This is a genomic window from Curtobacterium caseinilyticum, from assembly GCF_030363035.1.
In the GTDB taxonomy this organism is placed as follows: Bacteria; Actinomycetota; Actinomycetes; order Actinomycetales; family Microbacteriaceae; genus Curtobacterium; species Curtobacterium caseinilyticum.
Genome location: NZ_JAUCMN010000007.1, coordinates 12,632 through 37,233 on the forward strand (window position 1 = coordinate 12,632; position 24,602 = coordinate 37,233).

Consider the following 24,602-nt stretch of genomic DNA (forward strand, 5'->3'; position numbering starts at 1 on the left):
CAAGTTGCCCACGGTTCGGGAACGGCGAACTCGTTGGCAGGGCACAATGGTCGTTTGTGGCACTGCGGCGGTTGACGGACCGGACTCTGGACCTCGACACCCTCGAGGTCCTCGTCCGCGTCGCGGAGACCGGTTCGTTGACCCGCGCGGCTGAGGTGTTGGGGGTGACGCAGCAGGCGGTGTCTGCGCGTTTACGTGCCGCGGAGCAGGCGGTCGGTCAGCCGCTGGCGCTCCGGGCGGCATCCGGGACCGCGCTGACCGACGCCGGTCGGGTGGTGCTCGGTCTGGCTGTTCCGGTGTTGGAGACCTCCCGGCGGCTCGAAGCAGGAGTCGCCGCACTCGGAGAACCCGTGGGGTCCCTCGTGGTTGCGGCGTCGCAGACGATCGCCGAACTCCTGCTGCCCGGATGGTTGCTCGCCCACCGGGCCGTGACACCCGAGGCGTCGGTGCGCCTGATCGCGGGGAACTCCGCCGCGGTGACCGACCTCGTTCGCTCCGGCGCTGCCGACGTCGGATTCACGGAGACCCCTGCTGCGCCACCTGACCTGTCCTCGCTGGTGGTCGACGAAGACGAACTCGTGGTCGTCGTCGCTCCGCATCATCCGTGGGCAAGCGCTTCGGTCATCACCGCGGATGAGCTCGCGGAGACGCCGCTGCTGCTCCGGGAGGAAGGGTCCGGCACCCGCGCCACGGTCGAGGCATGGCTCGACGACGCGGGACTGACCCTAGCGCCGCCGGCGGCGGTGCTGGAGACGACGGGCATCATCCGCGCCAACGCTCGGGCAGGCATCGCGCCCGCGGTGATGAGTCTCCGCACGGTCGACACTGACCTCGCCGACGGCGCCCTCGTCCGGGTGCCGCTGCTCGGCCCGCCACTGATCCGGTCGCTGCGTGCGATCTGGTCGGGCCACCCGAGGCCTGCTGTGACGGCGTTCCTGGACACCGCCCGCAGCTCGAGCGTCGGTGGTCAGATCAGTCCGTAGGGCAGATCCGGGTGCTGCTCGGCGATCTCGGTGAGCCGGTTGTACTTCGCGACCCGTTCCCCCCGGGCGGGTGCGCCGGACTTGATCTGCCCGGTGCCGGTTCCGACAACGAGGTCCGCGATGAACGTGTCCGTGGTCTCCCCGGATCGGTGCGACACCATGCTGCCCATCCCGATGCTGGTGGCGGTGGCAATCGCTTCGAGGGTCTGTGAGACGGTGCCGATCTGGTTCGGCTTGATCAGTGCCGCGTTCGTCAGCTGCTGTTCGCCGCCGTCGCGGATCCGTTGCGGGTCGGTGACGTAGAGGTCGTCGCCGACGGTCTGGATCCGGCCGCCGAGCGCTGCCTGCATGCGGCGGAACCCCTCATGGTCGTCCTCCGCGAACCCGTCTTCGACGCTCCGGACCGGATACGTGTTGATGAGGTGTCGGTAGTAGTCGACCAGTCCGTCCCGGTCGAGGCTTTCGTCGAGCATCCGGTAGGAGCCGGCGCCCTGGTGGAACTCGTTCGCGGCCGGGTCGAGGGCGATCGCCACCTGATCGACGCCCGGCTCGTGGCCGGCGGCGCGGATCGCGGCGACGAGCAGGTCGAGCGCTTCCTCGGGTGCAGCGATCGAAGGGGCGAAGCCGCCCTCGTCGCCGAGGCCGAGGCTGCCGAACCGGTCCCGCACCAGGCTCGCGAGGGCGTGGTAGACGTCCGCGCCGGTTCGGACGGCGTCGGCCATCGAGCCTGCGTTGACGGGGGCGATCATGAACTCCTGGAAGTTCAGCTTGTTCGCTGCGTGCGCGCCGCCGTTGAGGACGTTGAAGTGCGGGACCGGCATCCGCGGCGTCGAGCCGGTGATCTCGGCGATCCACTGCCAGAGCGGGAGGTCCGCGGCGTGGGCGAGAGCCCTGGAGGCGGCGATCGAGGTGGCAACGACGCTGTTCCCGCCGAGCCGACGGTACCCGGTGGTGCCGTCGAGGTCGGCGAGGGCGGCGTCGATCTGCCCGATCGCCGACCAGGACCGGCCGGTGAGGAGCCCTGAGATGTCGGTGTCGATCAGGTGCAGCGCCTGGGTGACGTCGCGGCCGCCGAACGCGGAACCGCCGTCGCGCAGCTCGACGGCTTCGTGGGCGCCGGTGGAGGCGCCCGCTGGGGCGTCCCCGGTGACGGTGCTGCCGTCGTCGAGTTCGAGGGACACGCGGACGGTCGGGTAGCCGCGGGAGTCGAGGATGCGGGCGGCGTGGACGGCGTCGATGGTGATCGGGTGGTCGTGGTGGGTGACGTACTCGCCCTGATGGGCTCCGTGATGGTGGATGCCGCTGATGTAGTCGTTCATGGTGACGCTCCTTCGGTTCGGGTCATACGTCGAGCTGGCGGGTGGTTGCGGGAAGCCGCGGGGAAGCGGAGGGACAACCTGCTGGCGATCACTCGGCGCCAGTGCCTCCCCGCGGCAGTCTGTGGACCCGTAGGTCACGGGTGTCGGGTGTGGGCGTCCTGTGCGGTGCGGATGATGGCTTCGGCAGCAGCACGGTCGGCCCACCCATTGGTGGTGACGTGCTTGCCGTGCTCGATCTCCTTGTAGTGGGAGAAGAAGTGCTCGATCTCCGCCAGCGTGTGCTCCGGCACGTCGGTGATGTCCTGCAGCTGCGCGAAGCGGTCGTCGTTGGCGGGGACGGTGAGGATCTTGTCGTCGCCGCCGTTTTCGTCGACCATGCGCAGCATCCCGACCGGCCGGACCGTGATGACGACGCCGGGGAACGTGGGACGGGGTAGGAGCACGAGGGCGTCGAGGGGGTCGCCGTCATCGCCGAGGGTGTTGTCGATGGAGCCGTAGTCCTGGGGGAACACCATGCTGGTGAACACCGCCCGGTCGAGCCGGATCCGGCCGGTGGCGTGGTCGACTTCGTACTTGTTGCCGCTACCGCGGGGAATCTCGATCGTGACGTCGAACAGCATGGATGCCTCCGGTTCTGGAGCGGGTGTGTGGTCCGTGGGCGGGGTGGTCACAGGGTGCCGCCGAGGAGGATGCCGGCGGTCGCGGCGGTGACGGAGACGACGAGCATTCCGAGACCGTTGATCGCGGCGGCGGTGATGCGGCCGCTGCGGGCGAGGCGGACGGTTTCGAAGCTGGCGGTGCTGAACGTGGTGTAGCCGCCCATCACCCCGGTGCCGAGGACGGCGACCGGCACCGCGCCGAGGTGGGTGGCGGCGCCGACGGTGATCCCCAGCAGCAGCGACCCGGTGATGTTGATCGTCAACGTGCCGACAGGGAGCCGGAACTCTCGGCCGGTGTTGATGAGCCCGTCGAGGAGGAACCGGCCGGCAGCGCCGGCACCGCCGCCGAGGGCGACGGCGAGGACCAGGAGCGGGCTCATGCTTCCTCCGTGCGGGGTCGGAACCAGCCGGCGACGACGAGACCGACCGCGGTCGCGATCGCGCCGGACAGGACGGTTAGGAGTGCGTAGCCGGTGCCGGCGAGGCCGTGCCCGTCGAGGAACAGGGCGGCGGTGGACTCGGCGAGGGTGCTGTAGGTGGTGAACCCGCCGAGGACCCCGGTGCCGAGGAGCAGCCGCAGCACGCGTCGGCGGCCGGCGTCGGGCCCGCGGTGCGCGAGCGCTTCCAACAGCACACCGAGGGCCAGCGCTCCGGTGATGTTGATCCAGAAGATCGACCAACTCGCCCCGCCTTGGGCGGGGAGCAGGCTACTGATGACGTCGCGGAGAGCAGTACCGGCTGCCCCACCGATGGCGACGAGGCCGACGTACCGCCACCGCAGATGCACCGGCCGCATCGCCGTTGACGGGTCGGAGACGTCGACGTCGGGGTCGGAGGGGAGCTGGTCGTCGGGCATCGGGGTGTCCGTTCGGGTGGTCATGTTCCGCCTTCTGCCGCGACCAACGCCGCGGCGTGCTGTGCTGCTACCGGATCGAGGAACGCCCCACCCCGAGGGACGAGAGCACCCGTCGGGGCGAGGTGGTACTGCACGGGTTGCCCGGTCGGCAGGTTGAGCTGCTCGAGCTCCGGGTCGGTGAGGTCGTCGATGCATGCGCAGAGTGCGCGGAGCGAGTTCCCGTGCGCGACGACGAGGACGCTCCGCCCTGACCGCACCATCGGCAGGAGCCGGTCGTGCAGCACGGGACGGACCCGCTCGATGACGTCCGAGAGCGCCTCGGTGCGTCGGAGGGCACCGTCGGGCAGGCCGTGCAGCGCGGAGCTCGACCGCAGTTCCTCCCACAGCTGCAGCGACATCGGTGGCGGTGTGCCGGTACGGGACCTGCGGAGCCGCATGTACTCGTCGTCACCGAGCGTGTGACGGGCGTCGGTCTTCGTCATCCCGGTCAGGGCGCCGTAGTTGCGTTCGTTGAGCTGCCACACCGCTTCCGTGGGCAGCTGCGTCCCGAGGGCGTCGCAGACCAGTTCGGCGGTGCGGACGGCACGGCGCAATGTGGAGGTGACCACGACGTCCGGCGTGATGTGGTTCGACCGGAGGAGCCATCCGGCTGCGGACGCTTGCCGTCGTCCGTGGGGCGTGAGCGGGACGTCGAGGAGCCCGGTGAAGGTGCCGGCTTCGTTCGCGGTGCTCTCCCCATGCCGCAGGAGCGTCAGCGTGCCAGTCACGGGGCTTCCGACGGGAGGAGGACGGTGGCGCCGACCGGGTCGTGCGGGACGACCAGCACCGGCCGGTGCTGCTGATGCGTCAGATGCGCGGCGACGGACCCGGTGAGCAGTTCCGCCATCCGGCGTCGGCCAGCCTGGGATCCGACGACGATCATCACCGCGTCACGTTCCTCAGCCACCGCAGCGAGTGCGTGACTCGGATCTCCGACCCGGGAGAGAATCTCGACGCCCACTGACCGCGCCGCAGCAAGACCGTGAATGACCCGCACGTCATCGTCGGGAAGCTGCTGCGGGTCGCTGTCCGCCGTGTCCGGGTCGATCGGTTCGATGATCTCCGACCCGTCCGCACGCATCCCCGCTGACAGCAGCGCCGGATCGACGACCACACACACCATCGGGGCGCTGAAGCGTTCAGCGACGGCAGCCGCGACACCGACGACGTCGTGCGCCTGCCCGGACTGCACACCGACGACGACAACACCGGCAGTGTTCGATTCGACCATGACATCTCCCTACCTCAGGCGTGCAGAAGCGCGACCAGCTGAGATAGGGACTGTTGTCGACGAGTGTCGAGGTTGGGTCCGGCAAGCCCCACTGCCGGGTCCGAAGACACCACCAGTATGCACCCACCACCCCATGCCCGCACCGACGATCTTCCGCACCTCGAGAACCGGTCCGCTTCGTGACGCGGGACGACAGGGAAAGAAGCTTGAAGGGCGACACTGAGCGGAGCTGCTCACAGCCGACGCGGACCGCCTCCGAGGGCCCAAGTGTCCGGTTGGGGATCGTCTAGTGAGACATCGTCTGCCTTGCGCGTGCGTGCTTTCACACGTTCGCGCCAATACCGAGATCGTTGCAGCGGAGCAAGGTTGAATTCCGACGAAGGAGGGTCCCGTGTTCGTGCTGCGAGGAGTTGGTGATGCGCTGGCGGCTGCTGGCTCGATGGGGTGGGAGATCCTCTGGCCCCTCGTGCTCGGCTTCACCCTGTCCGGCATCATCCAGGCGATCGTCCGTACGGATCAGATCACCAAGCTGATGCGCGACGACTCGCCACGCGCGATCAGTGTCGCGACCGGGCTTGGCGCCCTGTCATCGTCGTGCTCCTACGCCGCGGTCGCGCTCGCGCGGGCCCTGTTCCGGAAGGGTGCGAGCCTGAGCGCCGCGATGGCGTTCGAGGTTGCGTCGACGAACCTCGTTGTCGAGCTCGGGCTGATCCTGGCGTTCGTGATGGGGTGGCAGTTCACGGTCGCGGAGTTTGTCGGCGGGCCGATCATGATCATCCTCATCGCCCTCGGCTTCCGGCTCTGGATGCGCGGCAGGATCCTCGACGCCGCCCGTGAGCAGGCCGACAAGGGGCTCGCTGGGTCGATGGAGGGGCACGCGGCGATGGACATGTCGGTGCCGGGCGATCAGGGGTTCTGGCGACGGTTGTTCTCGAAGCCTGGGCTGACGAGCGTGTCGCAGTACTTCGTGATGGACTGGGCGTCCGTGCTCCGCGACATCATCATCGGTCTGCTCATCGCCGGCGCGTTCGATGCCTGGGTGCCGAAGGCTTGGCTGCAGGCGGTCTTCTTCGAGGGACATCCGACGTTGGCGTTCATCATCGACCCGATCATCGGGCCGGTGCTGGCGATGGTGAGCTTCGTCTGCTCCGTGGGGAACGTGCCCCTCGCGGCGGTGTTGTGGAACGGTGGGATCAGCTTCGGCGGGGTGGTCAGCTTCATCTTCGCGGACCTGATCATCATCCCGATCATCGTCATCTACCGGAAGTACTACGGCTGGAAGGCAGCCCTCCGGATCACCGGGATCTTCTACGGGGCGATGGTCCTCGCCGGCTACGCCGTCGAACTGCTGTTCACCCCGCTGGGCCTGATCCCTACGAACCGGCATCTGAGCATCGTGGCGACCTCTATCAGCTGGAACTACACCACCTGGCTCAACATCGTGTTCCTGCTGATCGCGTCGTTCCTGCTGGCCGTGTTCATCCGCAGCGGCTCCTGGTCGATGCTACGGATGATGAAGGGCGCACCCGACGACGGCGGCCACGACCACCCCGCACACGAACACTCACACGCCTGACCGCGCGCCGCGATCGAGTTGACTAGCGGACCGGTCAGTGGTGGCCGTGGACGACGGCGTGGCCGAGGCCGCGGCTGATCATCCACCGGTTCACGGGCGTGGTGATCACGAATGCGATCGCGAGGGAGAACAGCAGCGCCGTCCAGAACAGCCAGTCGCTGAGCTGCGCGTCCATCGCGCCGGGGATCGCAACGATGACGGTGTTGTCGATCAGCTCCATGACCGCGATCGACACGGTGTCCGCGGCGAGAGCGACCTTGAACGCAGCGCCGAGGCTCAGACCCGACTTGATGACGCCGCGCATGGTGAGGGCGTAGCCGAAGATGAACGCGAGGACGATTGACAGGACGATCGTGCCGGCGTTGTGGAAGCCGGCAGCGGTGCCGATGACCATGCCGAGGACCTCACCGATCGCGCAGCCGGTGAGGCAGTGCAGCGTCGCTTGCGCAGCCATCGACCACGTCGTCGCCCCGTGCCCGCCGCTGTGGCCGGCGTGCTCGTCTCCGCTCATCTGATGGTGCTCGTGCGTGTCCATGCTGCTCCGATCTGGCGCGGTCGACGCCAACAGTTCACATATACCCCTAGGGGGTACCATGCGCTGTAACGCGAAACTCCACGCGATGTTCCCGGTTCGGCCGGTCGCGGCGGGTTCGGTGTGAATCCGGACACCAGGTTGCCGCCGCCGTTCGGGGTACCGCACCATAGAAGCGCTCCTCCGACCCGTCTGCTCGAAAGACTGATGCTCACCACCGCCACCTCCCCGCGTCGCCGGCTGCTGTTGCAGGCCACGGCGACGCTGGCGTTGCTGCTGCTGGTCGGGTTCACGGTCCTGATGCACACGATGGCCGGGCACACCGCCGGCCACGAGCACCCGATGGCTGCTCCCGCAGCCACCGCCGAGCACAGCCACGTCGCCGCCGGCCACACCGAGCACGCGGCTCCTGCGACTGCGGTGATGACCGTCCTCACCGATGCGGGCTGCGACAGCGGCCTGTGTGCGCTGATGTGCTCGCTGATGGGGATGGCGTGCGCGCTGACGATCGCCCTGTTCACGTGGGCGCTGCTGCGCGCACGGACCGGCGGCATCCTCTACCTGCTCGCGCGGCTTCTCGCGCTGGCTGACCGGCTGCCGCGCCGCATCGCGGCACCGAAACCGCCATCACTGACGGCGTTGCAGATCATCCGCATCTGATCCGCCCCCAGCGGGATCCCACCCCCGATGGGTGGCCTCCGCATGCCCAGAACCGGGAGGCGTCCGCCTGCCCGGAACGCCTGACGCATTCACGGGAACGGAAGATCATGCACACCACCACCACGCGCACGCTCGCGATCGCTGCCGCGCTGACCCTCGGCCTCACCCTCGCAGGCTGCTCCACCAGCAATAGCGGCTCCGACGCGGGCTCGTCGTCCTCGTCGACGTCGGCGGCGTCGGCGCACAACGACCAGGACGTGATGTTCGCGCAGATGATGCTGCCGCACCACAAGCAGGCCGTCGAGATGAGCGACATGCTCCTCGCCAAGGGCTCGGGCGTCGATACCGACGTCGCTGGACTCGCGAAGCAGATCAAGGCCGAGCAGTCCCCGGAGTTCAACCAGCTCACCGGTTGGCTCAAGGGTTGGGGCGAGCCGGTCGAGTCGGAGCACTCCGGGATGGGGCACTCCATGTCCGGGATGATGTCCGACTCCGACATGACCGACCTCGACAAGGCGTCCGCGAAGGACGCCGGGAAGCTCTACCTCGAGCAGATGATCCAGCACCACAAGGGCGCCGTCGACATGGCCAAGACCGAAGTCGACAAGGGCAAGAACACCGACGCCGTCGCGATGGCGAAGTCGATCGTGTCCAGCCAGACCGAGCAGATCACCCAGATGCAGGACATGCTCGCGTCCCTCTAAAGCCCCGGCGTGGGTCGCGGCGGGCTCCCCCCTTTCCTGCCGCGGCCCACGACCGGCCCGCCCTCTCCTCCCTGCTCGACTTGCGTTCGGGTCACCCCTCCCGTTTCGGCCTGCCGGCCACCACCACTCTTGGAGCCTGCCCGTGCCTCAGCAGCATCCCCTGACCCCCGCCATTCCCGCACCCCGGACGCGCCGCGAAGCCCTCGCCGCCGAACGCTCCGCCTCAGCCCCGACCGCCAGCCGCACCCGAACCGCGACGATCACTGCCGCTGCCCAGCCGGCGCTGCGGCCGCTACCGACCGTCGCGGCTGCACCCGCAACACCGGTCCGCTCACTGCGGTCACGCGTTCTCGCCGCGGTCCCGATCACTGGTGCCGCGGCCGCGATGGCGCTGTTCACCGCTGCCGCGGCGCTGCCCGCGCAGGCGACGACCGGCTCCGCCGCAGTCGTGTCCAGTGTCGCTCCTGCCGCCGCCGGGCAGAGCTTCACCGCGTCCGGGCTGGCCCTCACGGTCGACCGCGATGGGTACACGATCACCAAGCCGGCCCCGAAGCCCGTGATCACCAAGACCGCACCCGCCTCGCAGGCCGCGCCAACGGGGGCCACACCGGCCTCGACGAAACAGAGCGTTCCCACGACCACGGGCGGCACGATCGTGAACACCGGAATCGGCGACATCCGATGGCCTGTCGCCGGAACTATCACCGTCAGCTCACCGTTCGGTCCGCGAAGCGCCCCATGCGCGACCTGCTCGTCGATTCACCAGGGCGCGGACCTCACCCCCGGCGCCGGCACCCCCATCGGAGCTGTCGCTGCCGGCACTGTCCGAGTGTCGACAACGCACCCCGAGTACGGGCAGTACGTCATCATCGACCACCAGATCGACGGTCGCCTCGTGTCCACCCTGTACGCGCACATGATATTCGGCTCCTCGCCGCTTCGCCCAGGCGACACCGTCGCCGTCGGGCAACTCGTTGGCCTCGTCGGCAACACCGGCGCGAGCACCGGTGCGCACCTGCACCTGCAGGTCATGCCTGGCGGCACCACACCCATCGACCCGATCCCGTGGCTCACCGCCAACGCCGGACGCACGCTGTAGCACCTAGCCCCAGCGGTGTCCAACCAGCCATCGGCTATTAAGACGGGTGGAGGGGGCGCCCTCGTATAACAATGCGAGTCAGCGCCCACTGCCTTGTCGGAGGCCTTGGAGGTAGGCGTTGTAGTTGTCGAGCTCAGTGTCTCCATGCCGGTCGGCTTCGCGAGTGGCGCGAGCGGCTTTTCGGGAGTCCTGTCGCTGCCAACGGATGATGCTGGCGAGCAGGATGATGGCGACCGGTAGCTCGCCGTACGTCCAGACCAGACCTCCGGCGAGTTGCTGATCGCGAAGTGCGGTGGTCTCGAACTCGGCGCTCGGCGAGGCGAATGTCGCCACAAGGGGTGCGCTGCTGAACATCAGGGTGAGCCCGAATGCGGCATGGATCTGCATCTCGACGAACGCATCGACGATGCGGATGACGTACGACGTGCGCCGGGGAAGTGGGTCAACGGTTGCGAGCGGCAGCATGATCACTGTGCCAAGAGCCACGAACGTCAGTTGGAGCGCGATTCGACCTGCTTCCGTGGAGAGAAGCGCATCCGCTGCCCCGGTGAGGTAGAGCCCGAAGAGGGGCACGACGAGCAGCGGCACGACTGCCAGCGGATGCAGGATCAGCCGGGCGAACGGGGATCGGAGAACGCCGACCGCCAGCCTGAGCACACGGCGGCCGAATCCGCGACGCGGCATGCCTCGCAGGAGCACCGTTCCCGGGGAACCGAGAATCAGCAGCGGCGGGACGATCAGCAGCAGAGTCAGCTGCTGGAACATGAACGCTGAGAGCAGCTCGCGGCTGTAGGTCTGGAGGCCGGTTGTCGTCGCTGTGAACATGACCGCGCACCCGAGGATGAACACCACGGCCCGACCGAGAGCTGGGGCACGCGGTCCGCGCCGGGCGTTGACGTACAGGACGAGGTAGGTCGTCGCTAGGAGAACAGCGACGACCGCTACGGGCGACAGCGGTCCCGTCGCCCAGGACCAGAGGACGTTCGAATCGAGACGGGGCATCGTTACAGTCGCTCCTGCTGTTCAACCGGGCAGCTCCGTCGAGCTCGTTCTCGGTGAACGCTGTCGGTGAGTGGCGGTTGCATCGTTTCCTCGTCTGCGGTGGTGACGGCTGATCGCGTTGAGTCGGCGACTCAGCGGGGGGAACTGGGTCGTCGTGGCTTGGTCTCAGATCGGCATCGTGGTTCCGGAGATGAGGGCTTGCATGGCGTACATGATGCGTGTCCATACGCCGGTGACCATGGCCGCGCCGGTGAGGATGAGGATCGCGCCGCCGATGATGTTGACCGCGCGGATGTGGGTGCGTAGGAACCGGACGGTGTTCTTCGCCCAGCCCAGTCCGGCTGCGATGAGGACGAACGGGATCCCGAGGCCGAGGCAGTAGGCCAGGCCGAGGAGTGCGCCCCGGCCCGCGGTGCCCGCGTCGAGGCTGAGTGCGGTGATGGTGGCGAGGGTGGGGCCGAAGCACGGGGTCCAGCCGAGACCGAAGGTCGCGCCGAGGAGCGGTGCGCTGGTGAGTCCCGTGGGTGGCCGCCAGGACGTCCGGACGGTGCGCTGCAGTGGGCGCAGTAACCCGATGAAGGCTGCTCCCATCACGATGACGATGACGCCGAGGAGCCTGATGATGAGGTCCTGCCATTGCACGAGCCAAGTACCGAGGGCGCCGAACAGTGCACCGTAGGCGATGAACACTATGCCGAATCCGGTGACGAACAGCAGCGCGCCGATGATGGTGCGTCTGGTCGTGGATGCGGCGACGGATCCGGTGACGTAGCCGAGGTAGCCCGGCACGAGTGGCAGCACGCACGGGGATGCGAAGGAGATCAGGCCGGCGAAGAGCGCGATCGGGATCGCTGCAATCATCTGCCCGCTGAAGACGGCGTCCTGCCAGTTCATCGTTCCAGCTCCTCACGTGGGCAGGCTGCGTCGAGCGAGGTCATCGCAGCTTCTCTGACGTCGAGGTCGCCGCGTTGGTGGTGGCGGTGGTAGCTCCGCGGTGGCGGCGTTTGGACGGCGAGGTGCGTGCGTAGGTGAGGGCGAGGAGGCCGACGCCGACCGCGATGGCGATATCGGCGATGTTGCCGATGGCCAGATTGGCGTAGTTGATCATGTCGACGACGACGCCGCTGCCGAATTGGTCGCCGCGGGCGAGCCGGTCTAACAGGTTGCCGACGGCGCCGCCGAGCAGCACGCCGACTCCTGCGGTGTATTTCGGCGGGATGCCGAGGACGGTTCGGGTGAGGAGTCCGATGACGACAACGGTCGAGGCCAGCGACAGGATCCAGGTCGTGTCGCTACCGAGGGAGAACGCTGCCCCGGTGTTGAAGGCCAGCCGCAGGCCGAGCAGCTCTCCGACGAGGGGGATCGTCCGGTGCGGGTCGAGGTGCCAGAGGGCCCACTGCTTACTGATCTGGTCGAGGACCGCGATGGCGGTACCGGTGACGATGACCGCGATGAGTGTGCGCCGGGATCGCCAGCGTGATCGTTGTCGGTCAGCGCCGACGGGTGCGGGCTGCGTCATCGGCGCAGCTCGTCGTCGATGAGTGTGGACAAGGTGCCGGGTCCATCGATCGCGCCGACGATGCGAGCGGCGACGCGACCCTTGGTGTCGAGCACGATGGTGGTGGGGACAGCGTTCGGGGCTACTTCACCGGAGAGCGCCAACTGCATCCGGGCCTGATCATTGTCGAGCACGCTGGGGTAGGGGATGTTGAAGCGCCGTTCGAAGGCGTCCGCTGTGCCCTTCGCGTCGCGGACGTTCACGCCGATCATTTGCACGTTCTGGTCCTGGTAGCGATCCCAGACGGTATTGAGGTGCTTCGCTTCCGCGCGGCACGGCGGGCATGCGGCGTACCAGAAGTTGAGCACGACGACCTTGCCCTGAAGGTCGGCGGAGCGCATCGGTTCTCCGTCCGAGGAGACCTCGTCGAAGTCGATGACGGTTTTCCGGTTCGCAGTGGGCACTTGGGTGACAGTGCCGTCCCCGGAGACGTAGTTTTTCGTGCCGCCGTCACGGTATTGCGCGCTCAGACCGGTGTTGGTGTCGCTGTTGGAGGAGCAGCCGGTGAGCACGAGCGCGCTGCTGACGGCGAGCACAACGGTTGCCACGATGATCCGGGTTTGCCGGGGCCTCATTGGGCTTCCTCGAGTGCTGCGTCGACGGCGTCCTGCAGGTCGGTGTACGACTGCAGCGTGACCGGTTTGCCGTTGATGAAGAACGTCGGGGTGCTGCTCACACCGAGCTGGGTGCCGAGGTTGACGTCGTCCTGGATGAGCTTCTGCACGCTGGAGCTGTCGACGTCGCGGTCGTACTGTCGCATGTCGAGGCCGAGGTCTTCGGCGTAGCCGCGGAACCGGTCGGCCTGGGAGTCGGTGCCCCGCTCACCCCACTCGGCTTGCGTCTCGTACATCCGCTGGTACATCGGCTCGAGCTGGTTCTGGCGAGCTGCTGCTTCGACTGCGCTTGCGGAGGTGCGGGAGTTGCCGTGTCCGGGGAGCGGGAAGTAGCGGAACCCGAACGTGATCTTGCCGGCGTAGTCCTTCCGGAGCTGTTCGACGTAGGGGTAGAACGCACCGCACGCTTCGCATTCGAAGTCGAGGAACTCAACGACGGTGATCGCTCCGTCGCCTTCCTCGCCGAGTACGTGCGTCGGCGTGAGCGCTTCAGCTGTGGCCGCTGCCGTGCTGGCTGGAGTACCAGCACGGGTGTTTTCGATGTTCGCCCGGATGACGAACACGGCGATGAGGATGATGACGAGCGCTCCGGCGATGACGCCGGAGATGATGCCGATGCGGGCGCTTTTGGTCATGTGCTGGCCTTTCAATCACGCGCCGCGCGCGTTGAGGAACGGTGTCGGGGGGACGGGGGTGCCGTTCTGACGGATCTCGAAGTGGAGGTGACAGCCGGTGGACAGGCCGGCGTTACCGACTGCGGCGACGGTCTGGCCGGCGCTGACTTTCTGGCCAGCTCGCACGAGCACCCCCGAGGAGAACATGTGCGCGTAGTTGCTGGTGACGCCGCCGCCGTGGTCGATGGTGATGAGGTTGCCGTAGTCGCCATAGGGGCCCGCGTAGGTGACGGTGCCGGCAGCGACGGCGTAGAGGCCGGTGCCGCACGCGGCTCCGAAATCGTCGCCGGCGTGCAGCCGGTAGTAGTTGAGAATTGGGTGGAGGCGGTTGCCGTAGGCCTGGTACGACGAGTACGACCGGATCGGTTTCGTCCATCCGGACGACGACGCGGCCCCTGGGTTCCCGCCTGGTGCAGCCGCTGAGTCTGCAGTGCTTGGTGGGGTCTGTGCTGCGCGGGCCGCAGCTGCTGCTGCGGCGATCCGGGCAGCTTCCGCTCGGGCTGCTGCGACGCGGCGCCGTTCCGCTTCTGCGTACGCCGACTCGGTGTTGAGCGTGTGGTCCCGCAGGACTGCAAGCTGGTCGGTGAGTTCCTGCTTCCGGGATCGTTGCGCCGTCTCGGCCTCGGCAGCCTCTGTGGCGGCTGCCGTAGCGGCAGCGAAGGTGTCAGCTGCCTTCTGCTGCAACCGGTCCCGTTCGCGGCGGGCGGCGGCTGCTTGCTTGGTTAACGCCTCCGCGGTTCCGGCGCGGGTTGCCGCGTCCTCGAGCGCAGCGTTCATGGTGTCGGTCACCTTTGACGCGGTGCCGAGCCGCTCGAGGAGGGTGTCACTATCCGCGGTGATCGATGCGGTCAGGTCACGCCCGGCCGACCGGGACAGGTACGCCGACCACGCCGCGATCTGCTCCTCAGCGCCTGCTGCTTCTGAACGGGCGGTGCTGGCTTGCTTGGTGAGGGTGTCGTACTTGCCGGTTGCGGTGTCCGCTGCATCTTGCGCAGTTTGCAGCTCCTTGCCGCGGGCTGCTGCAGTCTGCTTCGCTGCGGCGGTCGCGGTTTCGAGCTGCTGCACCAGGGCAGTGATCTCCGCGGCTTTCGATTCCGCGGCCGCTTCACTCTTCCGCGCCTCGAGCACATCAGCCCATGTCGGCGCGGTCGCCGCGGCGGCGGGGACGGCTATGACAAAGCTGGCGACGGCGACAGTGAGGGCAGTCACGGCGGCGAGGACATGCCGGCGCATCACTCGGGTGCCTTCGGGCGGCGGCGAGTGAGGAGAAGAATCCCGACGATTGCCACGATGAAGAGGGCGGTCAGGCCGGCAAGGACCCAGATTCCGGCGCTGTTACTCGGGGCCGATTCCGCGCCGGAGGCGGCAGGAGTCGCCGCGGATGACGCTGCAGCTGTCGGAGTGGGGGTCTCCTGCGGGGTTGACGCGGATGGGGTGGGGGAGGGTGTGCTGCCGGTGGAGGTGAACTGGTAGCTGCCGGAGATGGGGTGACCGTCGACAGACACGCTCCGCCAGGTGACGGTGTAGGAACCGGGCGTGGTGATGGTGATCGGCTTGGTGAGGGTGCTGCCGTCCACGGTGATCTGGCCGGTGGTGACTTCTTCATCGTCCGGGTCGACGACGCTGATGATGATGCCGCTCTCCAGCGCTGCGAGCGGCGGCTCTGAGTACGTCAGGGTGATCTGGTCGAGGTCCCCGGCGACAGTACTGTCGGCGGCTGGGTTGGCGGACGCGAGGGCGTCGTGGGCTGCGGCTGGGGTTGCGGTGACGAGGACAGCGGCGAGGACCGCAACGGGAACTGCGGTGGCGATCAGAGCGCGAAGACGCACGGGGAACCTTTCCTAGAAGACACGGCCAGCGTTGGCGCGAAGCCACGTGTCCGGATTGATGGGCGTGGTGCCGTCCTGGTGCACTTCGAGGTGCAGGTGCGCGCCGGTGCTCCGGCCGGAGGAACCGACGAGACCGACCCGGTCGCCTGCGGCCACGGTCTGCCCGACCCGCAGCGGCGAGGAGCCGACGATCATGTGTGCGTAGAGGGTGGAAACCAGTCGACCGTTGATGCGGTGGTCGATGATCGCGTACTGGCCGAATTCCGAATGTCGGCCGGCGACGCGCACGGTGCCGGCAGCGACGGCACCGATCGGCGTCCCCATACCAGGCGTCAAATCCAGCCCCTGGTGGGCGCTTGAGCAGGTTGCGCATGGGGCGATCCGGTACCCGAACCCGGAGCTCATCGGCACCGGGCCGGGGAACGGCCACTGCACGTCCCCACCGCCGGTCGACGCCCCCACTGCCGGTATTCCTGACGAGCCTGCCGACGTCGCGGGGGCCGGTGCAGGGGCGGAGACCGTGAAGCTGTCGCGGGTGAGGTTCGGGTCGAGTGCTGCGGCTGCGACGGTCAGTGTCTGCGCGGGCGCCGCAGTTGCTAGTGGCATCCCGGGTGTGGCCGCGACCGCAGTCGGGCCCGGGAGGGCTGCGGACGCGAATAGCACCACCGCTGCCGCTGCCGCCGTCGCGGCTGCAGCTGACGGGACGGGACGCGCCCGACCAGCGGACGTTGCGACTGGAGCCGGCGGCGTCACAGTCCGGCGAGGGGTGCTGCGACCACCGGTTCCTGCAGTCACCCGTCTGCGGGTGACGGGGCGCGAACGGGTTTCGAGGCGCTCAGCGGCAAGGGCTTCACGGCGGGTCAGTGGAGCCAAGGGACGTTCGGAGTTGGCAGGGGTGGGTGCGGGAGTATTCACGCGTCGAAAGGTCTTCCGGTGAGGTGCGGGCAGGACGCAACTGACGGCCCCGCAGCGCAGGGTCGTCTGGAAGAGTGATCAGACGCGCGCGATCGAGAGCACCGTCAGCGATACCGCTGATGGTGCTGCCATACGCCGCGGCACCATGGCCACACGGGCGAGCATCTGCGACAGGGTGAACAGCGACCGCCGCGGCGAGGTGATCGCTGCCAGCGCGGCGACCGCGCCAACGACCATCGCCGCCAACCCGAGCAGGGCGCAGAAGATGCTCGCGGCACCATGCTCCGCATCCACATGCGTCGCCGCCGGGTCGACTTCGGCTGTGTCGAGGGCAGATGCGACGGCGCCGGTGAGCGTCGGGATTGCTTCGTCGGTGTGGCTGGCGAGGTTCTGCAGTGTTAGCGCACCCAGCAGCAGCAAGACGGCAGCAACGACCGCGGTGACTGCTCGAAGCAGCCGGAGCGGGAGGTCGTGGCGAAGTGTCGTCATGATCATGTGGGGGCCGTGCGCGGCTTCATCCAGTGTGCAGGACGCGTTCGCGCCGCACAGACTGGATGGTGGCGTGTTGCCGCCGCGCTGATTGTCGGGGATCCGGATGGGAGAGCACTGCAAACCGGCGCCAGTGGCGGGTCGTGCTGCTGTTGGGCTAGTCACGGTCGTTGAGGGCGGCGAGCCGGTCGTTGTAGGCGGTCAGGTCTGCGTCGCCGTCCCGGTCAGCTTGCCGGTCGAGGCGTTTCGCGGTGCGCTCTTCCGAGCGTCGCCAGTTCCGGACGACGAGGAGCGCGACGAACACCATCGGCAACTCACCCGCTCCCCAGGCGATCCCGCCGCCGGTGCGTTGGTCCGCCAGGAGCGCTGCGGTGTCGGTCTGTCCGAGAGCACGGAACCAGTCGAGCGCGTACACGGTTGCGCTGCTCATCACCGCGACGCCGAAGAACGCGTGGAACGCCAGCGTCGCCAGCAACGCGATGATCAGGATCGGGTACGGCGGCCGGCGGGGGCCGGGGTCGATTCCGACGAAGACCCAGAAGAACAGGTACCCGCTGAGCACGAAGTGCAGCACCATCGCGACGTGCCATTCATGGGACTGCATCGACGCTTGGAACGCACCTGTGAAGTAGAACGCGACCAGCGAGCCGGCGAAGATGACACCGGCGACGGCGGGTTGGGCGAGGAACTGCATCCACTTCGAGTGCACGAACAGCAGCAGCCACTCGCGGGCGCCACGGGAGCCGTCGTTGCGGATCGGCAGGGTCCGGAGGGCAAGGAGAACTGGACCGCCAAGGACCAGCGGCAACGGGACGAACATCATCAGCAGCATGTGCTGGATCATGTGGCTGGAGAAGTGGATCATGCCGTACACGGCGGGGCCGCCGTTCATCGTCCAGATGAACACCGCGCAGCCGAGCACCCAGCTGATCGTGCGACCGATCGGCCACCGATCGCCGCGCTGCCGTAGTTTCCGGACGGCCAGGAGATACCAGACGATCCCGGTCACGGCGAGGGCGGTCCACACCCAGTCCCAGTGCCATGCGGTGAGAAACCGTTGAAGCGTCTGCGGATCCGGGTACGTGTACCCGATCAGCCCGTCGCGCGTGTCCGCGCCAACTGTAGGGGCCTGTGGGATCGGCGGCTGGCTGCGAGATACGGCCACGGATGCGCCGATGGCGATCGCCATGAACACGATTTCCGCTAACGCGAACCGGACGAACAGCCGTCGGTTCGTGGGCTCGCGCAGCAGCCCCGGGACGATTTTTCGTCGTTGGACCGCACCAGCAACGCCGAGGAGCACCAGAGCTCCAGCTTTCACGGTAATCAGCCACCCGTAGGAGGTGGTGACCAGGTCCAGCGGGCCGGTGAGACGGAGCGAAGCGTTCACAACGCCGGAGAACGCGACCGCGCCGAACGCCCACCCGGCAAGGGCCGAGTAGCGGGCGATGACCCGGCCGGTGGCACCCTTGGTGCGGGTCCGCAGCAGCAGCACCGCGACGAGCCCCCCGACCCATACGCACACCCCGACGAGGTGAATCGCCAGGGAGTTCACGGCGTTGGCGTGTTCCAGGGAACCCGCGGCGTGACCGGAGAGAGATAGTGGCAGCAGCGCGAAGAGCGCAGCAACGGTCGCGACAGCGAGGGTCGTTACGCGAGTCGCGAAGGCGGCGAGGACTGTTGCAATCAGCGCCGCGATGGCGGACACCAGGTACACCTGGCCTGCCTCCAGGCGGAACAAGAACTCCGGGAAGATCCGGTTGAACACGGCGCTGCCGATGGGAGCGCCAATTGTGTTCGCGCCGGTGAACACGATGCCCGCGACAGCGGCGAGGAACCAGACTGCTCCCGATGTTGCCGCCCACCGGGCAGCACGGTGTTGGACGCTGGAGACAGCGCCGTGGTCGGTGCGGCGGGCCGGCAACGCGAACGCGGCCACGATCAACAGCCCAACAGTGACGGCCGCCATCGCGTCATGTAGGACTCGTGCGACGGGCATGCCCCAACGGACGAGGCTGCCGGCGTCGACGAGCTGCGTTTCCTCGTTCAGCGCGCCGGTCATCGTCAGGCCGAGCAGCGCGCAGCCAAGGGCAACGGGCACGGCGACGGTCAGCACCGTCACCGTATTGGCACCCTGTCGGCTGAGCTGCTGAGAGGCTGTGGGAGCGGTCACCGAAGCCACCTGCCTGCGCGGGTTTGGGTGCGGTGGTCGGTGCGGGGCATGGAGTCCGATCAGGTGTGTGGGGTGTGCTCGTGCTGCGTGTGACCGGCAGGTTCGAGCTGGAATGTCGAGTGCTCGACGCTGACCTCGAAATGCTCGGCGACACAGGTCTGCAGCTCATCCAGAAGCGCCGGCAGTGAACCGTCTGTGAAGGAGTCGCGGTCGACGATGACGTGCGCCGTCAGCACGGGCAGTCCGGTCGCGATCTGGCTGGCGTGCAAGTCGTGCACATCCACGACGCGGTCCCGTTCCAGGAGGTGCTGCCGCACCGCGTCGAGGTCCAGACCCGACGGGGTGGTCTCAAGCAGCACGCTCACTGTCTCACGAAGCAGCTTGAAGGCCCGCGGAAGGATCAGAACGCCAATCAGCAACCCCGCAATCGCATCCGCGCCACCCCATCCGGTGACCGTGATGACGAGCGCGGCGACGATGACCGCGACGGACCCGAGCGCGTCATTGACGACCTCGAGGAACGCCGCCCGAAGATTGAAGTTCGCGTTTCGTCCGCTGACCAGGACCAGGATCGACGCGATGTTGCCGACCAGGCCGATCACACCAAACGTCAGCAGCCCCGCCGAAGCGATCTCCGGCGGCGCGAACAACCGCTGAACACCCTCGATCAGCACGAACAGACCCACCGCCAGCAGCACCGCAGCCTGCGCGGTCGCAGACAGCACTTCCGCGCGAGCGAACCCCCACGTGCGCTTCGCTGTGGCCGGTCGGCGTGCGAGGTTCGCTGCGATCAACGCGGTCGCGAGGCCGCCGGCGTCGGTGAGCATGTGTGCCGCATCGACCAACAAGGCGAGGCTGTTGGTCAGGATCGCGCCGACCACTTCCGCGACAAGGATCGTCGCCGTGATCGAAAACGCGATTGCGAGGCGCTTGCGATTCACTGCGTGCGCGTGCGCGTCCGCGGCGTGGTCATGTCCGGTGCTCATGCGTCGTGCTCCGCACTGTGGTGGTGTCGCACCACGTCGCCGACCGTGTGCTCGGCTTGGAAGATGGCGTCGTGCACGAGCTTGTTCGCGTGGTCGTTCGCCAGCCGGTAGAACACGCGATTGCCCTCCTGCCGGGTGGTCACCATCCGCGCCATCCGCAGCTTCGCCAGGTGTTGAGACACCGCCGCCTGCGACCGGTCGACCGTCGCCGCGAGATGGTTCACCGACAACTCGTCCTCCCGCAACGCCAGGATCAGGCGAATCCGGGTGGGATCAGCGAGCATCGAGAAGATCTCGGCCGCAATCTCGACGTGAGCATCGTCAAACTCCGACAGTCCCACGTTCGAATATTCGCTCATGCGAATATCCTTGCATGGCGAGCAGGCAGACGGCAACGCCGTGTCCGTCGGTTTCTGTAGTCGACAACTACCAGCTACACGTCATTGGAGACTGTATAGTCACCGCATGCTGACCATTGCTTCGCGGCTTGACGTGATGACCCGTCTCGGACGTGCCCTGGCCGATCCGTCCCGAGCCCGGATCCTGCTTCGGCTGCTGGACGAACCCGGCTACCCGGCACGCCTGGCGGACGAGCTGCAGTTGACCCGCACGAACGTGTCGAACCACCTTGCGTGTCTCCGCGGCTGCGGCATCGTCGTCGCCGTCCCGGAGGGGCGCAGCACCCGGTACGAGATCGCGGACCCGCACCTCACGCGAGCGCTGGGCGCACTGGTCGACGTCGTTCTCGCCGTCGATGACGGCGCCGAGTGTACGGACGAGGACTGCGACGTCCCGCTGTGCTGCGGAGCCGGCGCATGAGCGCCGCGATGCAGCTTGGTGCGCCCCTGACCGCCGCGCGTCGGACGCTGTTGCAGCGACGGGTGCGGTGGATCGTCGCCGCGACGATCACCTACAACGTGATCGAAGCCGTGATCGCGATCGCCGCCGGCACGGTGGCGTCCTCCACAGCGCTGATCGGGTTCGGTCTCGACTCCATCGTGGAAGTGCTCTCCGCTGCAGCGGTCGCGTGGCAGTTCGCCGGCCGCGACCCGGAAGCGCGCGAGCGCACCGCGTTGAAGGTCATCGCGGTGTCGTTCTTCGGCCTCGCGCTGTACGTCACCGTCGACGCCGGCCTCACCTTCGCCGGGCTTCGCGAGCCAGAGCACAGCACCGTTGGCATCGTCCTCGCCGCGGTGAGCCTCGCGGTGATGCCGTTCCTCAGCTTGCTGGAACGGCGCACCGGGAAGGAACTCGGCTCCGCGTCCGCTATCGCTGACTCGAAGCAGACCCTCGTGTGCAGCTACCTGTCCGCCGCGGTCCTGGTTGGCCTACTGCTGAACACGCTGTTCGGGTGGACTTGGGCTGACCCGGTGGCGGGGCTGGTCGTGGTGGTCTTCGCGGTCCGGGAGGGGTTGGAGGCCTGGCGCGGCGACGCGTGTAAGCAGCCGGTGTCGGCGCTGACCGGTGAGCGCGACGTCGACACCTGCGACTGCTGCTGACGGGCTGGGCTCCTTGTGCAGCGCGGGGAGCGGTTCCTGCTCGACTGGTTCGAGTTCGAGGCCATCGCGGACGGGTACCGGCTCTGGTCTGCGGACGATCGAGAGCCCGTCGCGGACGTCGAGGCGCTGCCGGAACAGTGCCAGGTGTGCATGCTCCGCTCGGGGCTCCGGTTCCGATACGACAGTCTCGATGACGTCGAGCGGCGGGTGGGTGCATGTCGCCTGCTCGGTCTGTAGGGGTCTCGGCAGACCGTCCCGCGGCCCATCTGGCTAGGGCGTGTTGATCAAGAGGTTCCGCTCCTCGGTGGGTGAGTCTTGAACGGTGACGCGACAGGAGATCTCTGACGAGGTGTGGGCCGTGATGGAGCCGTTGATGCCGACGGTGACCGGTCGGTCGCGGCCGTGGACGGATCACCGGCTCGCTATCGAGGGGATGGCGTGGAAGTACCGGACCGGTGCGCCGTGGCGTGACGTTCCGGAACGGTTCGGGAAGTGGAACTCGATCTACAAGCGGTTCAACCGGTGGGCCGGGGACGGCACCTGGCAGAAGCTGCTCACCGAGGTGCAGAAGCAGGCCGACGCCGCTGGGGAAATCGACTGGGTCGTCTCGATCGACTCCACGATCGCGCGCGTGCATCAGCACGGCGCGACCCTCGCCCGGGACACAGGGGGCTGTGCCGAATCACAAGAATCCGTGGTCCGAGCCGCCTGATCACGGGATCGGACGCTCCCGCGGCGGGCTGACGACCAAACTGCACCTGGTCTGCGACGGCCGCGGCCGGCCGCTGAGCATGATGATCACCGCCGGGAACATCAACGACACCACGATGATGAGCGCGGTGCTGGAGAACATCCGCGTTCCCCGCGACGGGAAGGGCCGCCCCCGCACCCGCCCCGACCGGGTGCTCGCCGACAAGGGGTACCCCTCAAGGGCGAACCGCGCCTGGCTCCGCGACCGGAGGATCGCGGCGACCATCCCCGAGCGGGACGACCAGATCGCGCACCGCCGCAAGAAGCCGGGCCGGCCGATCGCTTTCGGCGACAAGCAGAAGGAACGCTACAAGGGACGCAACGTCGTAGAACGCTGCTTCAACCGTCTCAAGCAGTGGCGCGGCATCGCGATGCGCTCGGACAAACTCGCCCGCAACTACCGAGCCGCCGTCAGCCTCGCCGCGGCGCTGATCTGGATCAAGACCGATCTCCGCCGAGCGCTTCGCGCTCCTGCAGCGTGCGCTCAAGCTGTCCCACCGTCGGCGCACCCGCAAAGCCGCGCTCGGTCAGATAGACCCTGCACGCCAAGTCGGCAGTGTTCCCCTGGGACGGGAACAAGTCCTGACCGTCCAGAAGAATCGTGGGCGAGCCCGCGAAACCAGAGCTCACCGCCTCAGCCTCGGTGCGGATCAACACGAACTCCACCGGAACATCGCCCCGTCCGATCGAGTCGAGCACCAGCCGTACTCGATCGCCCGCCTCCTGCCAATTCGGGCAATCCTCGATATGCAGCACCTGGATCTTCATACGCCCATTCTCCCGCGCAACTCGCGGCGGCTGGCCACCCCGCACCTTCTTGATCAACACGCCCTAGGAAGACGGGCCATTGGTGCTTGCAATCTCACATGAGGCACCCCTATCGATACAAGTCAAGGTAGAGCTCTCCTTCCCGAATGAGGGTTGGCGTTTTTTCGGCGGCTACTTCTTCCCAAGGCGGGCTCGTCGCAGTTCTGCGACGATGCGTGCCCGCTCGGGGTCTCTGGCCAGCGTGCGATCGTCGACGACGTCCACGATGTGCTTGACCAGCTCCACGACCTGCTTGCGCAGGAGGAAGCCGAGCACGGCGAGGACGACCGTGATGACGCCGGTCAGGATGGTGCCGCCGAAGGCCGTCAGCATGTCCACCGTGGTGTCGGTGATGGGCATGTTGCCTCCTTCGGGTTTGGCCGTGTGGCCAGCCCGCCCGTTGTGGGCGGGGGTCTAGAGCGTCGGAAGCCGACGCGAGCGCCCGGTGGGCGAGTGGTACCCCTATGCGGGAGCGGTCGGCTTGCTGTGTGCTCGCGCGTTGCGGGCATGGAAAAGGCCGGCCCTGACGGGACCGGCCTGTTCGTGGTGCTCGGGTGCTGCGCTGAGGGCAGAGTCGTTCCGAGCGGTTCCAGCCTACGATTCAGGCCGGACATGACGAAAGCCAGTCCGATGGACTGGCTTTTTGCGCGCACTAATGACGCGTGCCACAGCATAGCGGGTTTGGGAACATACCTGCAAGCATGCGGATCGGGGCGTGCCGCTCCTGCTCAGGAGCCGGCGTGGGGGCTTCGGCGTTCGACGAGGACGTTGTCGCGCCACTGTCCGGCCCACGGCCCGAACGTCATGAGGCCGATGCGTTCGCGGGTGCCGAGTTCGCGGAACCCGTGGCGGGCGTGGAGGGCTCGGGAGGCGGTGTTCTCGGGGAAGATCCCGGACTGGATGGTCCAGATGCCGGCTGCCTCGGTCGACGCGATCAGTGCGTCGAGGAGCAGGTGTCCGACGCCGCGGCCGCGCGCTGCGGCGGCGACGTAGACGGAGTGCTCGACGACGCCCCGGTACACCGGCCGGGCGGAGGTCGGAGAGACCGCCACCCAGCCGAGGACCTCGTCGCCATCGACGGCGACGAACCGATACTCGGGCAGCTTCCCGTCGTCGAATGCCTCCCAGGTCGGCGGTTCCGCCTCGAACGTCGCGTTCCCGGTGGCAATGCCCTCCCGGTAGATCGCCTCGACAGTTGGCCAGTCGGCGGCGGTCATCGGCCGAATGGAGACCGGGGTGTCGTCGGTCATGGGTGCAGGAGCTCGTCCTGGATGCGAGCGGCGACGGCGTCGCGCATGGGGCGTACGTCGTCGGGGGACCAGGAGTCCGGGTCCGGGAACGACCACTGCAACACCGTCCCGCGGGGCGTCGCGGGAAGGTTCAGGCCGGGCTTCATCAGCACGACGACGTCGGCCTGATCCAGCAGCTCGGGCGTGACCTGCCGTGGGGTGCGGTTGCTGATGTCGAGGCCGAGTTCCGCGACGGTCACGGCGATCGACGGGTTCACCTCGTTGGCGGGGGCGACCCCTGCGGAGGTGGCGGTGTAGCGGTCGTCGGCGGCGAGTTCGAGAAGGGCTGCGCCGAGTTGGGAGCGGCCGGCGTTGTGCTTGCAGATGAACAGCACGGTGGGCTTGTCGGTCATGTGGGG

General features: G+C 67.8%; 31 protein-coding genes. 9 read left to right on the forward strand and 22 right to left on the reverse strand.

Going from position 1 to position 24,602, the window contains the following annotated elements:
- Positions 1–71: 71 nt before the first annotated feature.
- Positions 72–983, forward strand: a complete 912-nt coding sequence (locus tag QUG93_RS10745; RefSeq protein WP_289473898.1) for a LysR family transcriptional regulator — start codon at positions 72–74, stop codon at positions 981–983.
- On the opposite strand, the gene eno is transcribed toward QUG93_RS10745, so the two are convergent.
- The 6 genes from eno to QUG93_RS10775 all read right to left on the reverse strand — a co-directional run bounded on the left by eno (position 968) and on the right by QUG93_RS10775 (position 5,087).
- Positions 968–2,302, reverse strand: coding sequence for a phosphopyruvate hydratase (gene eno, locus QUG93_RS10750; RefSeq protein ID WP_251155643.1), 1,335 nt, complete (start codon positions 2,300–2,302; stop codon positions 968–970). The two genes, QUG93_RS10745 and eno, sit on opposite strands and share 16 nt — an antisense overlap.
- Positions 2,303–2,436: 134 nt before the next feature.
- The gene (locus tag QUG93_RS10755) at positions 2,437–2,922 is read right to left on the reverse strand and encodes an inorganic diphosphatase (RefSeq protein ID WP_251155644.1); all 486 of its coding nucleotides are present in this window, start codon (positions 2,920–2,922) and stop codon (positions 2,437–2,439) included.
- 47 nt (positions 2,923–2,969) lie between these two features.
- On the reverse strand, positions 2,970–3,341 hold the full coding sequence (locus QUG93_RS10760; protein ID WP_251160802.1) for a fluoride efflux transporter FluC: 372 nt from the start codon (positions 3,339–3,341) through the stop codon (positions 2,970–2,972).
- Positions 3,338–3,841, reverse strand: a complete 504-nt coding sequence (locus tag QUG93_RS10765; RefSeq protein WP_217508192.1) for a fluoride efflux transporter FluC — start codon at positions 3,839–3,841, stop codon at positions 3,338–3,340. The genes QUG93_RS10760 and QUG93_RS10765 overlap by 4 nt, the downstream gene beginning before the upstream one ends.
- Positions 3,838–4,584, reverse strand: a complete 747-nt coding sequence (locus tag QUG93_RS10770) for a 2,3-bisphosphoglycerate-dependent phosphoglycerate mutase (RefSeq protein ID WP_251155647.1) — start codon at positions 4,582–4,584, stop codon at positions 3,838–3,840. The genes QUG93_RS10765 and QUG93_RS10770 overlap by 4 nt, the downstream gene beginning before the upstream one ends.
- A complete protein-coding gene (locus tag QUG93_RS10775; protein ID WP_175324845.1) occupies positions 4,581–5,087 on the reverse strand; it encodes a universal stress protein in 507 nt (168 codons plus the stop codon). Before QUG93_RS10775 ends, QUG93_RS10770 begins: the two co-directional genes overlap by 4 nt.
- Positions 5,088–5,478: 391 nt before the next feature.
- On the opposite strand from QUG93_RS10775, the gene QUG93_RS10780 reads away from it, so the two are divergent.
- Complete coding sequence (locus QUG93_RS10780; protein WP_251155648.1) at positions 5,479–6,663, forward strand: permease; 1,185 nt, start codon at positions 5,479–5,481, stop codon at positions 6,661–6,663.
- Positions 6,664–6,697: 34 nt separating this feature from the next.
- On the opposite strand, the gene QUG93_RS10785 is transcribed toward QUG93_RS10780, so the two are convergent.
- Positions 6,698–7,174, reverse strand: coding sequence for a DUF4396 domain-containing protein (locus tag QUG93_RS10785; RefSeq protein WP_251155649.1), 477 nt, complete (start codon positions 7,172–7,174; stop codon positions 6,698–6,700).
- Between the two features lie 228 nt (positions 7,175–7,402).
- Between QUG93_RS10785 and QUG93_RS10790 the strand changes: the two genes are divergently transcribed.
- The 3 genes from QUG93_RS10790 to QUG93_RS10800 all read left to right on the forward strand — a co-directional run bounded on the left by QUG93_RS10790 (position 7,403) and on the right by QUG93_RS10800 (position 9,658).
- The gene (locus QUG93_RS10790) at positions 7,403–7,855 is read left to right on the forward strand and encodes a hypothetical protein (RefSeq protein WP_251155650.1); all 453 of its coding nucleotides are present in this window, start codon (positions 7,403–7,405) and stop codon (positions 7,853–7,855) included.
- A gap of 107 nt (positions 7,856–7,962) precedes the next feature.
- Positions 7,963–8,559, forward strand: a complete 597-nt coding sequence (locus QUG93_RS10795; protein WP_289473899.1) for a DUF305 domain-containing protein — start codon at positions 7,963–7,965, stop codon at positions 8,557–8,559.
- A gap of 385 nt (positions 8,560–8,944) precedes the next feature.
- Entirely contained in the window at positions 8,945–9,658 is a 714-nt protein-coding gene (locus tag QUG93_RS10800) for a M23 family metallopeptidase (RefSeq protein WP_175325088.1), read from the forward strand.
- Positions 9,659–9,736: 78 nt separating this feature from the next.
- Here QUG93_RS10800 and QUG93_RS10805 read toward each other — a convergent pair whose 3' ends face one another.
- The 12 genes from QUG93_RS10805 to QUG93_RS10860 form a co-directional block, all read right to left on the reverse strand.
- Entirely contained in the window at positions 9,737–10,660 is a 924-nt protein-coding gene (locus QUG93_RS10805; RefSeq protein ID WP_175325089.1) for a cytochrome c oxidase assembly protein, read from the reverse strand.
- Between the two features lie 165 nt (positions 10,661–10,825).
- Positions 10,826–11,554 (reverse strand): cytochrome c biogenesis CcdA family protein, encoded by a 729-nt coding sequence (locus tag QUG93_RS10810; RefSeq protein WP_289473900.1) that lies wholly within the window; start codon positions 11,552–11,554, stop codon positions 10,826–10,828.
- 40 nt (positions 11,555–11,594) lie between these two features.
- Positions 11,595–12,179 (reverse strand): signal peptidase II, encoded by a 585-nt coding sequence (locus QUG93_RS10815; RefSeq protein WP_175325091.1) that lies wholly within the window; start codon positions 12,177–12,179, stop codon positions 11,595–11,597.
- Entirely contained in the window at positions 12,176–12,766 is a 591-nt protein-coding gene (locus QUG93_RS10820) for a TlpA family protein disulfide reductase (RefSeq protein ID WP_251155653.1), read from the reverse strand. Before QUG93_RS10820 ends, QUG93_RS10815 begins: the two co-directional genes overlap by 4 nt.
- Positions 12,767–12,789: 23 nt before the next feature.
- A complete protein-coding gene (locus QUG93_RS10825) occupies positions 12,790–13,467 on the reverse strand; it encodes a DsbA family protein (protein ID WP_175325093.1) in 678 nt (225 codons plus the stop codon).
- A gap of 15 nt (positions 13,468–13,482) precedes the next feature.
- On the reverse strand, positions 13,483–14,715 hold the full coding sequence (locus tag QUG93_RS10830) for a M23 family metallopeptidase (protein ID WP_251155654.1): 1,233 nt from the start codon (positions 14,713–14,715) through the stop codon (positions 13,483–13,485).
- A gap of 23 nt (positions 14,716–14,738) precedes the next feature.
- A complete protein-coding gene (locus QUG93_RS10835) occupies positions 14,739–15,335 on the reverse strand; it encodes a copper resistance CopC family protein (RefSeq protein ID WP_175325095.1) in 597 nt (198 codons plus the stop codon).
- 12 nt (positions 15,336–15,347) lie between these two features.
- Positions 15,348–15,941: a M23 family metallopeptidase gene (locus QUG93_RS10840; protein WP_344714282.1), complete on the reverse strand. Its 594-nt coding sequence runs from the start codon at positions 15,939–15,941 to the stop codon at positions 15,348–15,350.
- Positions 15,942–16,328: 387 nt separating this feature from the next.
- Positions 16,329–16,745, reverse strand: coding sequence for a hypothetical protein (locus tag QUG93_RS10845; protein WP_175325097.1), 417 nt, complete (start codon positions 16,743–16,745; stop codon positions 16,329–16,331).
- Between the two features lie 151 nt (positions 16,746–16,896).
- Positions 16,897–18,912: a bifunctional copper resistance protein CopD/cytochrome c oxidase assembly protein gene (locus QUG93_RS10850; protein ID WP_289473901.1), complete on the reverse strand. Its 2,016-nt coding sequence runs from the start codon at positions 18,910–18,912 to the stop codon at positions 16,897–16,899.
- A 59-nt stretch (positions 18,913–18,971) separates the two neighbouring features.
- Complete coding sequence (locus QUG93_RS10855; RefSeq protein WP_175325098.1) at positions 18,972–19,898, reverse strand: cation diffusion facilitator family transporter; 927 nt, start codon at positions 19,896–19,898, stop codon at positions 18,972–18,974.
- On the reverse strand, positions 19,895–20,257 hold the full coding sequence (locus tag QUG93_RS10860) for an ArsR/SmtB family transcription factor (protein ID WP_251155656.1): 363 nt from the start codon (positions 20,255–20,257) through the stop codon (positions 19,895–19,897). The genes QUG93_RS10855 and QUG93_RS10860 overlap by 4 nt, the downstream gene beginning before the upstream one ends.
- Positions 20,258–20,363: 106 nt before the next feature.
- On the opposite strand from QUG93_RS10860, the gene cmtR reads away from it, so the two are divergent.
- The 4 genes from cmtR to QUG93_RS16055 all read left to right on the forward strand — a co-directional run bounded on the left by cmtR (position 20,364) and on the right by QUG93_RS16055 (position 22,968).
- Complete coding sequence (cmtR, locus tag QUG93_RS10865) at positions 20,364–20,717, forward strand: Cd(II)/Pb(II)-sensing metalloregulatory transcriptional regulator CmtR (protein ID WP_251155657.1); 354 nt, start codon at positions 20,364–20,366, stop codon at positions 20,715–20,717.
- Positions 20,714–21,397: a cation diffusion facilitator family transporter gene (locus tag QUG93_RS10870; RefSeq protein ID WP_175325101.1), complete on the forward strand. Its 684-nt coding sequence runs from the start codon at positions 20,714–20,716 to the stop codon at positions 21,395–21,397. Before cmtR ends, QUG93_RS10870 begins: the two co-directional genes overlap by 4 nt.
- 322 nt (positions 21,398–21,719) lie before the next feature.
- Positions 21,720–22,109, forward strand: coding sequence for an IS5 family transposase (locus tag QUG93_RS16050; RefSeq protein ID WP_007929259.1), 390 nt, complete (start codon positions 21,720–21,722; stop codon positions 22,107–22,109).
- Positions 22,072–22,968, forward strand: coding sequence for an IS5 family transposase (locus QUG93_RS16055; RefSeq protein ID WP_374109597.1), 897 nt, complete (start codon positions 22,072–22,074; stop codon positions 22,966–22,968). The genes QUG93_RS16050 and QUG93_RS16055 overlap by 38 nt, the downstream gene beginning before the upstream one ends.
- 118 nt (positions 22,969–23,086) lie before the next feature.
- Here the strand turns inward: QUG93_RS16055 and QUG93_RS10885 are convergent, their stop codons facing one another.
- The 3 genes from QUG93_RS10885 to QUG93_RS10895 all read right to left on the reverse strand — a co-directional run bounded on the left by QUG93_RS10885 (position 23,087) and on the right by QUG93_RS10895 (position 24,596).
- Complete coding sequence (locus tag QUG93_RS10885) at positions 23,087–23,314, reverse strand: hypothetical protein (protein WP_175325514.1); 228 nt, start codon at positions 23,312–23,314, stop codon at positions 23,087–23,089.
- A 368-nt stretch (positions 23,315–23,682) separates the two neighbouring features.
- Positions 23,683–24,204: a GNAT family N-acetyltransferase gene (locus tag QUG93_RS10890; protein ID WP_175325515.1), complete on the reverse strand. Its 522-nt coding sequence runs from the start codon at positions 24,202–24,204 to the stop codon at positions 23,683–23,685.
- Positions 24,201–24,596, reverse strand: a complete 396-nt coding sequence (locus QUG93_RS10895; protein WP_175325516.1) for an arsenate-mycothiol transferase ArsC — start codon at positions 24,594–24,596, stop codon at positions 24,201–24,203. The genes QUG93_RS10890 and QUG93_RS10895 overlap by 4 nt, the downstream gene beginning before the upstream one ends.
- Between the last annotated feature and the right edge of the window lie 6 nt (positions 24,597–24,602).

What these genes read in the sequence shown, in the direction of transcription:
- QUG93_RS10810 (WP_289473900.1), bottom strand. Translation starts at nt 11,554, where the DNA reads ATGAACTGGCAGGACGCCGTCTTCAGCGGGCAGATGATTGCAGCGATC.
- QUG93_RS10885 (WP_175325514.1), bottom strand. Translation starts at nt 23,314, where the DNA reads ATGCCCATCACCGACACCACGGTGGACATGCTGACGGCCTTCGGCGGC.
- QUG93_RS10825 (WP_175325093.1), bottom strand. Translation starts at nt 13,467, where the DNA reads ATGACCAAAAGCGCCCGCATCGGCATCATCTCCGGCGTCATCGCCGGA.
- QUG93_RS10860 (WP_251155656.1), bottom strand. Translation starts at nt 20,257, where the DNA reads ATGAGCGAATATTCGAACGTGGGACTGTCGGAGTTTGACGATGCTCAC.
- cmtR (WP_251155657.1), top strand. Translation starts at nt 20,364, where the DNA reads ATGCTGACCATTGCTTCGCGGCTTGACGTGATGACCCGTCTCGGACGT.
- QUG93_RS10800 (WP_175325088.1), top strand. Translation starts at nt 8,945, where the DNA reads ATGGCGCTGTTCACCGCTGCCGCGGCGCTGCCCGCGCAGGCGACGACC.
- QUG93_RS10895 (WP_175325516.1), bottom strand. Translation starts at nt 24,596, where the DNA reads ATGACCGACAAGCCCACCGTGCTGTTCATCTGCAAGCACAACGCCGGC.
- QUG93_RS10785 (WP_251155649.1), bottom strand. Translation starts at nt 7,174, where the DNA reads ATGAGCGGAGACGAGCACGCCGGCCACAGCGGCGGGCACGGGGCGACG.
- eno (WP_251155643.1), bottom strand. Translation starts at nt 2,302, where the DNA reads ATGAACGACTACATCAGCGGCATCCACCATCACGGAGCCCATCAGGGC.
- QUG93_RS10805 (WP_175325089.1), bottom strand. Translation starts at nt 10,660, where the DNA reads ATGCCCCGTCTCGATTCGAACGTCCTCTGGTCCTGGGCGACGGGACCG.
- QUG93_RS10815 (WP_175325091.1), bottom strand. Translation starts at nt 12,179, where the DNA reads ATGACGCAGCCCGCACCCGTCGGCGCTGACCGACAACGATCACGCTGG.
- QUG93_RS10870 (WP_175325101.1), top strand. Translation starts at nt 20,714, where the DNA reads ATGAGCGCCGCGATGCAGCTTGGTGCGCCCCTGACCGCCGCGCGTCGG.
- QUG93_RS10790 (WP_251155650.1), top strand. Translation starts at nt 7,403, where the DNA reads ATGCTCACCACCGCCACCTCCCCGCGTCGCCGGCTGCTGTTGCAGGCC.
- QUG93_RS10840 (WP_344714282.1), bottom strand. Translation starts at nt 15,941, where the DNA reads ATGCCACTAGCAACTGCGGCGCCCGCGCAGACACTGACCGTCGCAGCC.
- QUG93_RS10845 (WP_175325097.1), bottom strand. Translation starts at nt 16,745, where the DNA reads ATGATCATGACGACACTTCGCCACGACCTCCCGCTCCGGCTGCTTCGA.
- QUG93_RS10855 (WP_175325098.1), bottom strand. Translation starts at nt 19,898, where the DNA reads ATGAGCACCGGACATGACCACGCCGCGGACGCGCACGCGCACGCAGTG.
- QUG93_RS10765 (WP_217508192.1), bottom strand. Translation starts at nt 3,841, where the DNA reads ATGACCACCCGAACGGACACCCCGATGCCCGACGACCAGCTCCCCTCC.
- QUG93_RS10760 (WP_251160802.1), bottom strand. Translation starts at nt 3,341, where the DNA reads ATGAGCCCGCTCCTGGTCCTCGCCGTCGCCCTCGGCGGCGGTGCCGGC.
- QUG93_RS10795 (WP_289473899.1), top strand. Translation starts at nt 7,963, where the DNA reads ATGCACACCACCACCACGCGCACGCTCGCGATCGCTGCCGCGCTGACC.
- QUG93_RS10775 (WP_175324845.1), bottom strand. Translation starts at nt 5,087, where the DNA reads ATGGTCGAATCGAACACTGCCGGTGTTGTCGTCGTCGGTGTGCAGTCC.
- QUG93_RS10755 (WP_251155644.1), bottom strand. Translation starts at nt 2,922, where the DNA reads ATGCTGTTCGACGTCACGATCGAGATTCCCCGCGGTAGCGGCAACAAG.
- QUG93_RS10890 (WP_175325515.1), bottom strand. Translation starts at nt 24,204, where the DNA reads ATGACCGACGACACCCCGGTCTCCATTCGGCCGATGACCGCCGCCGAC.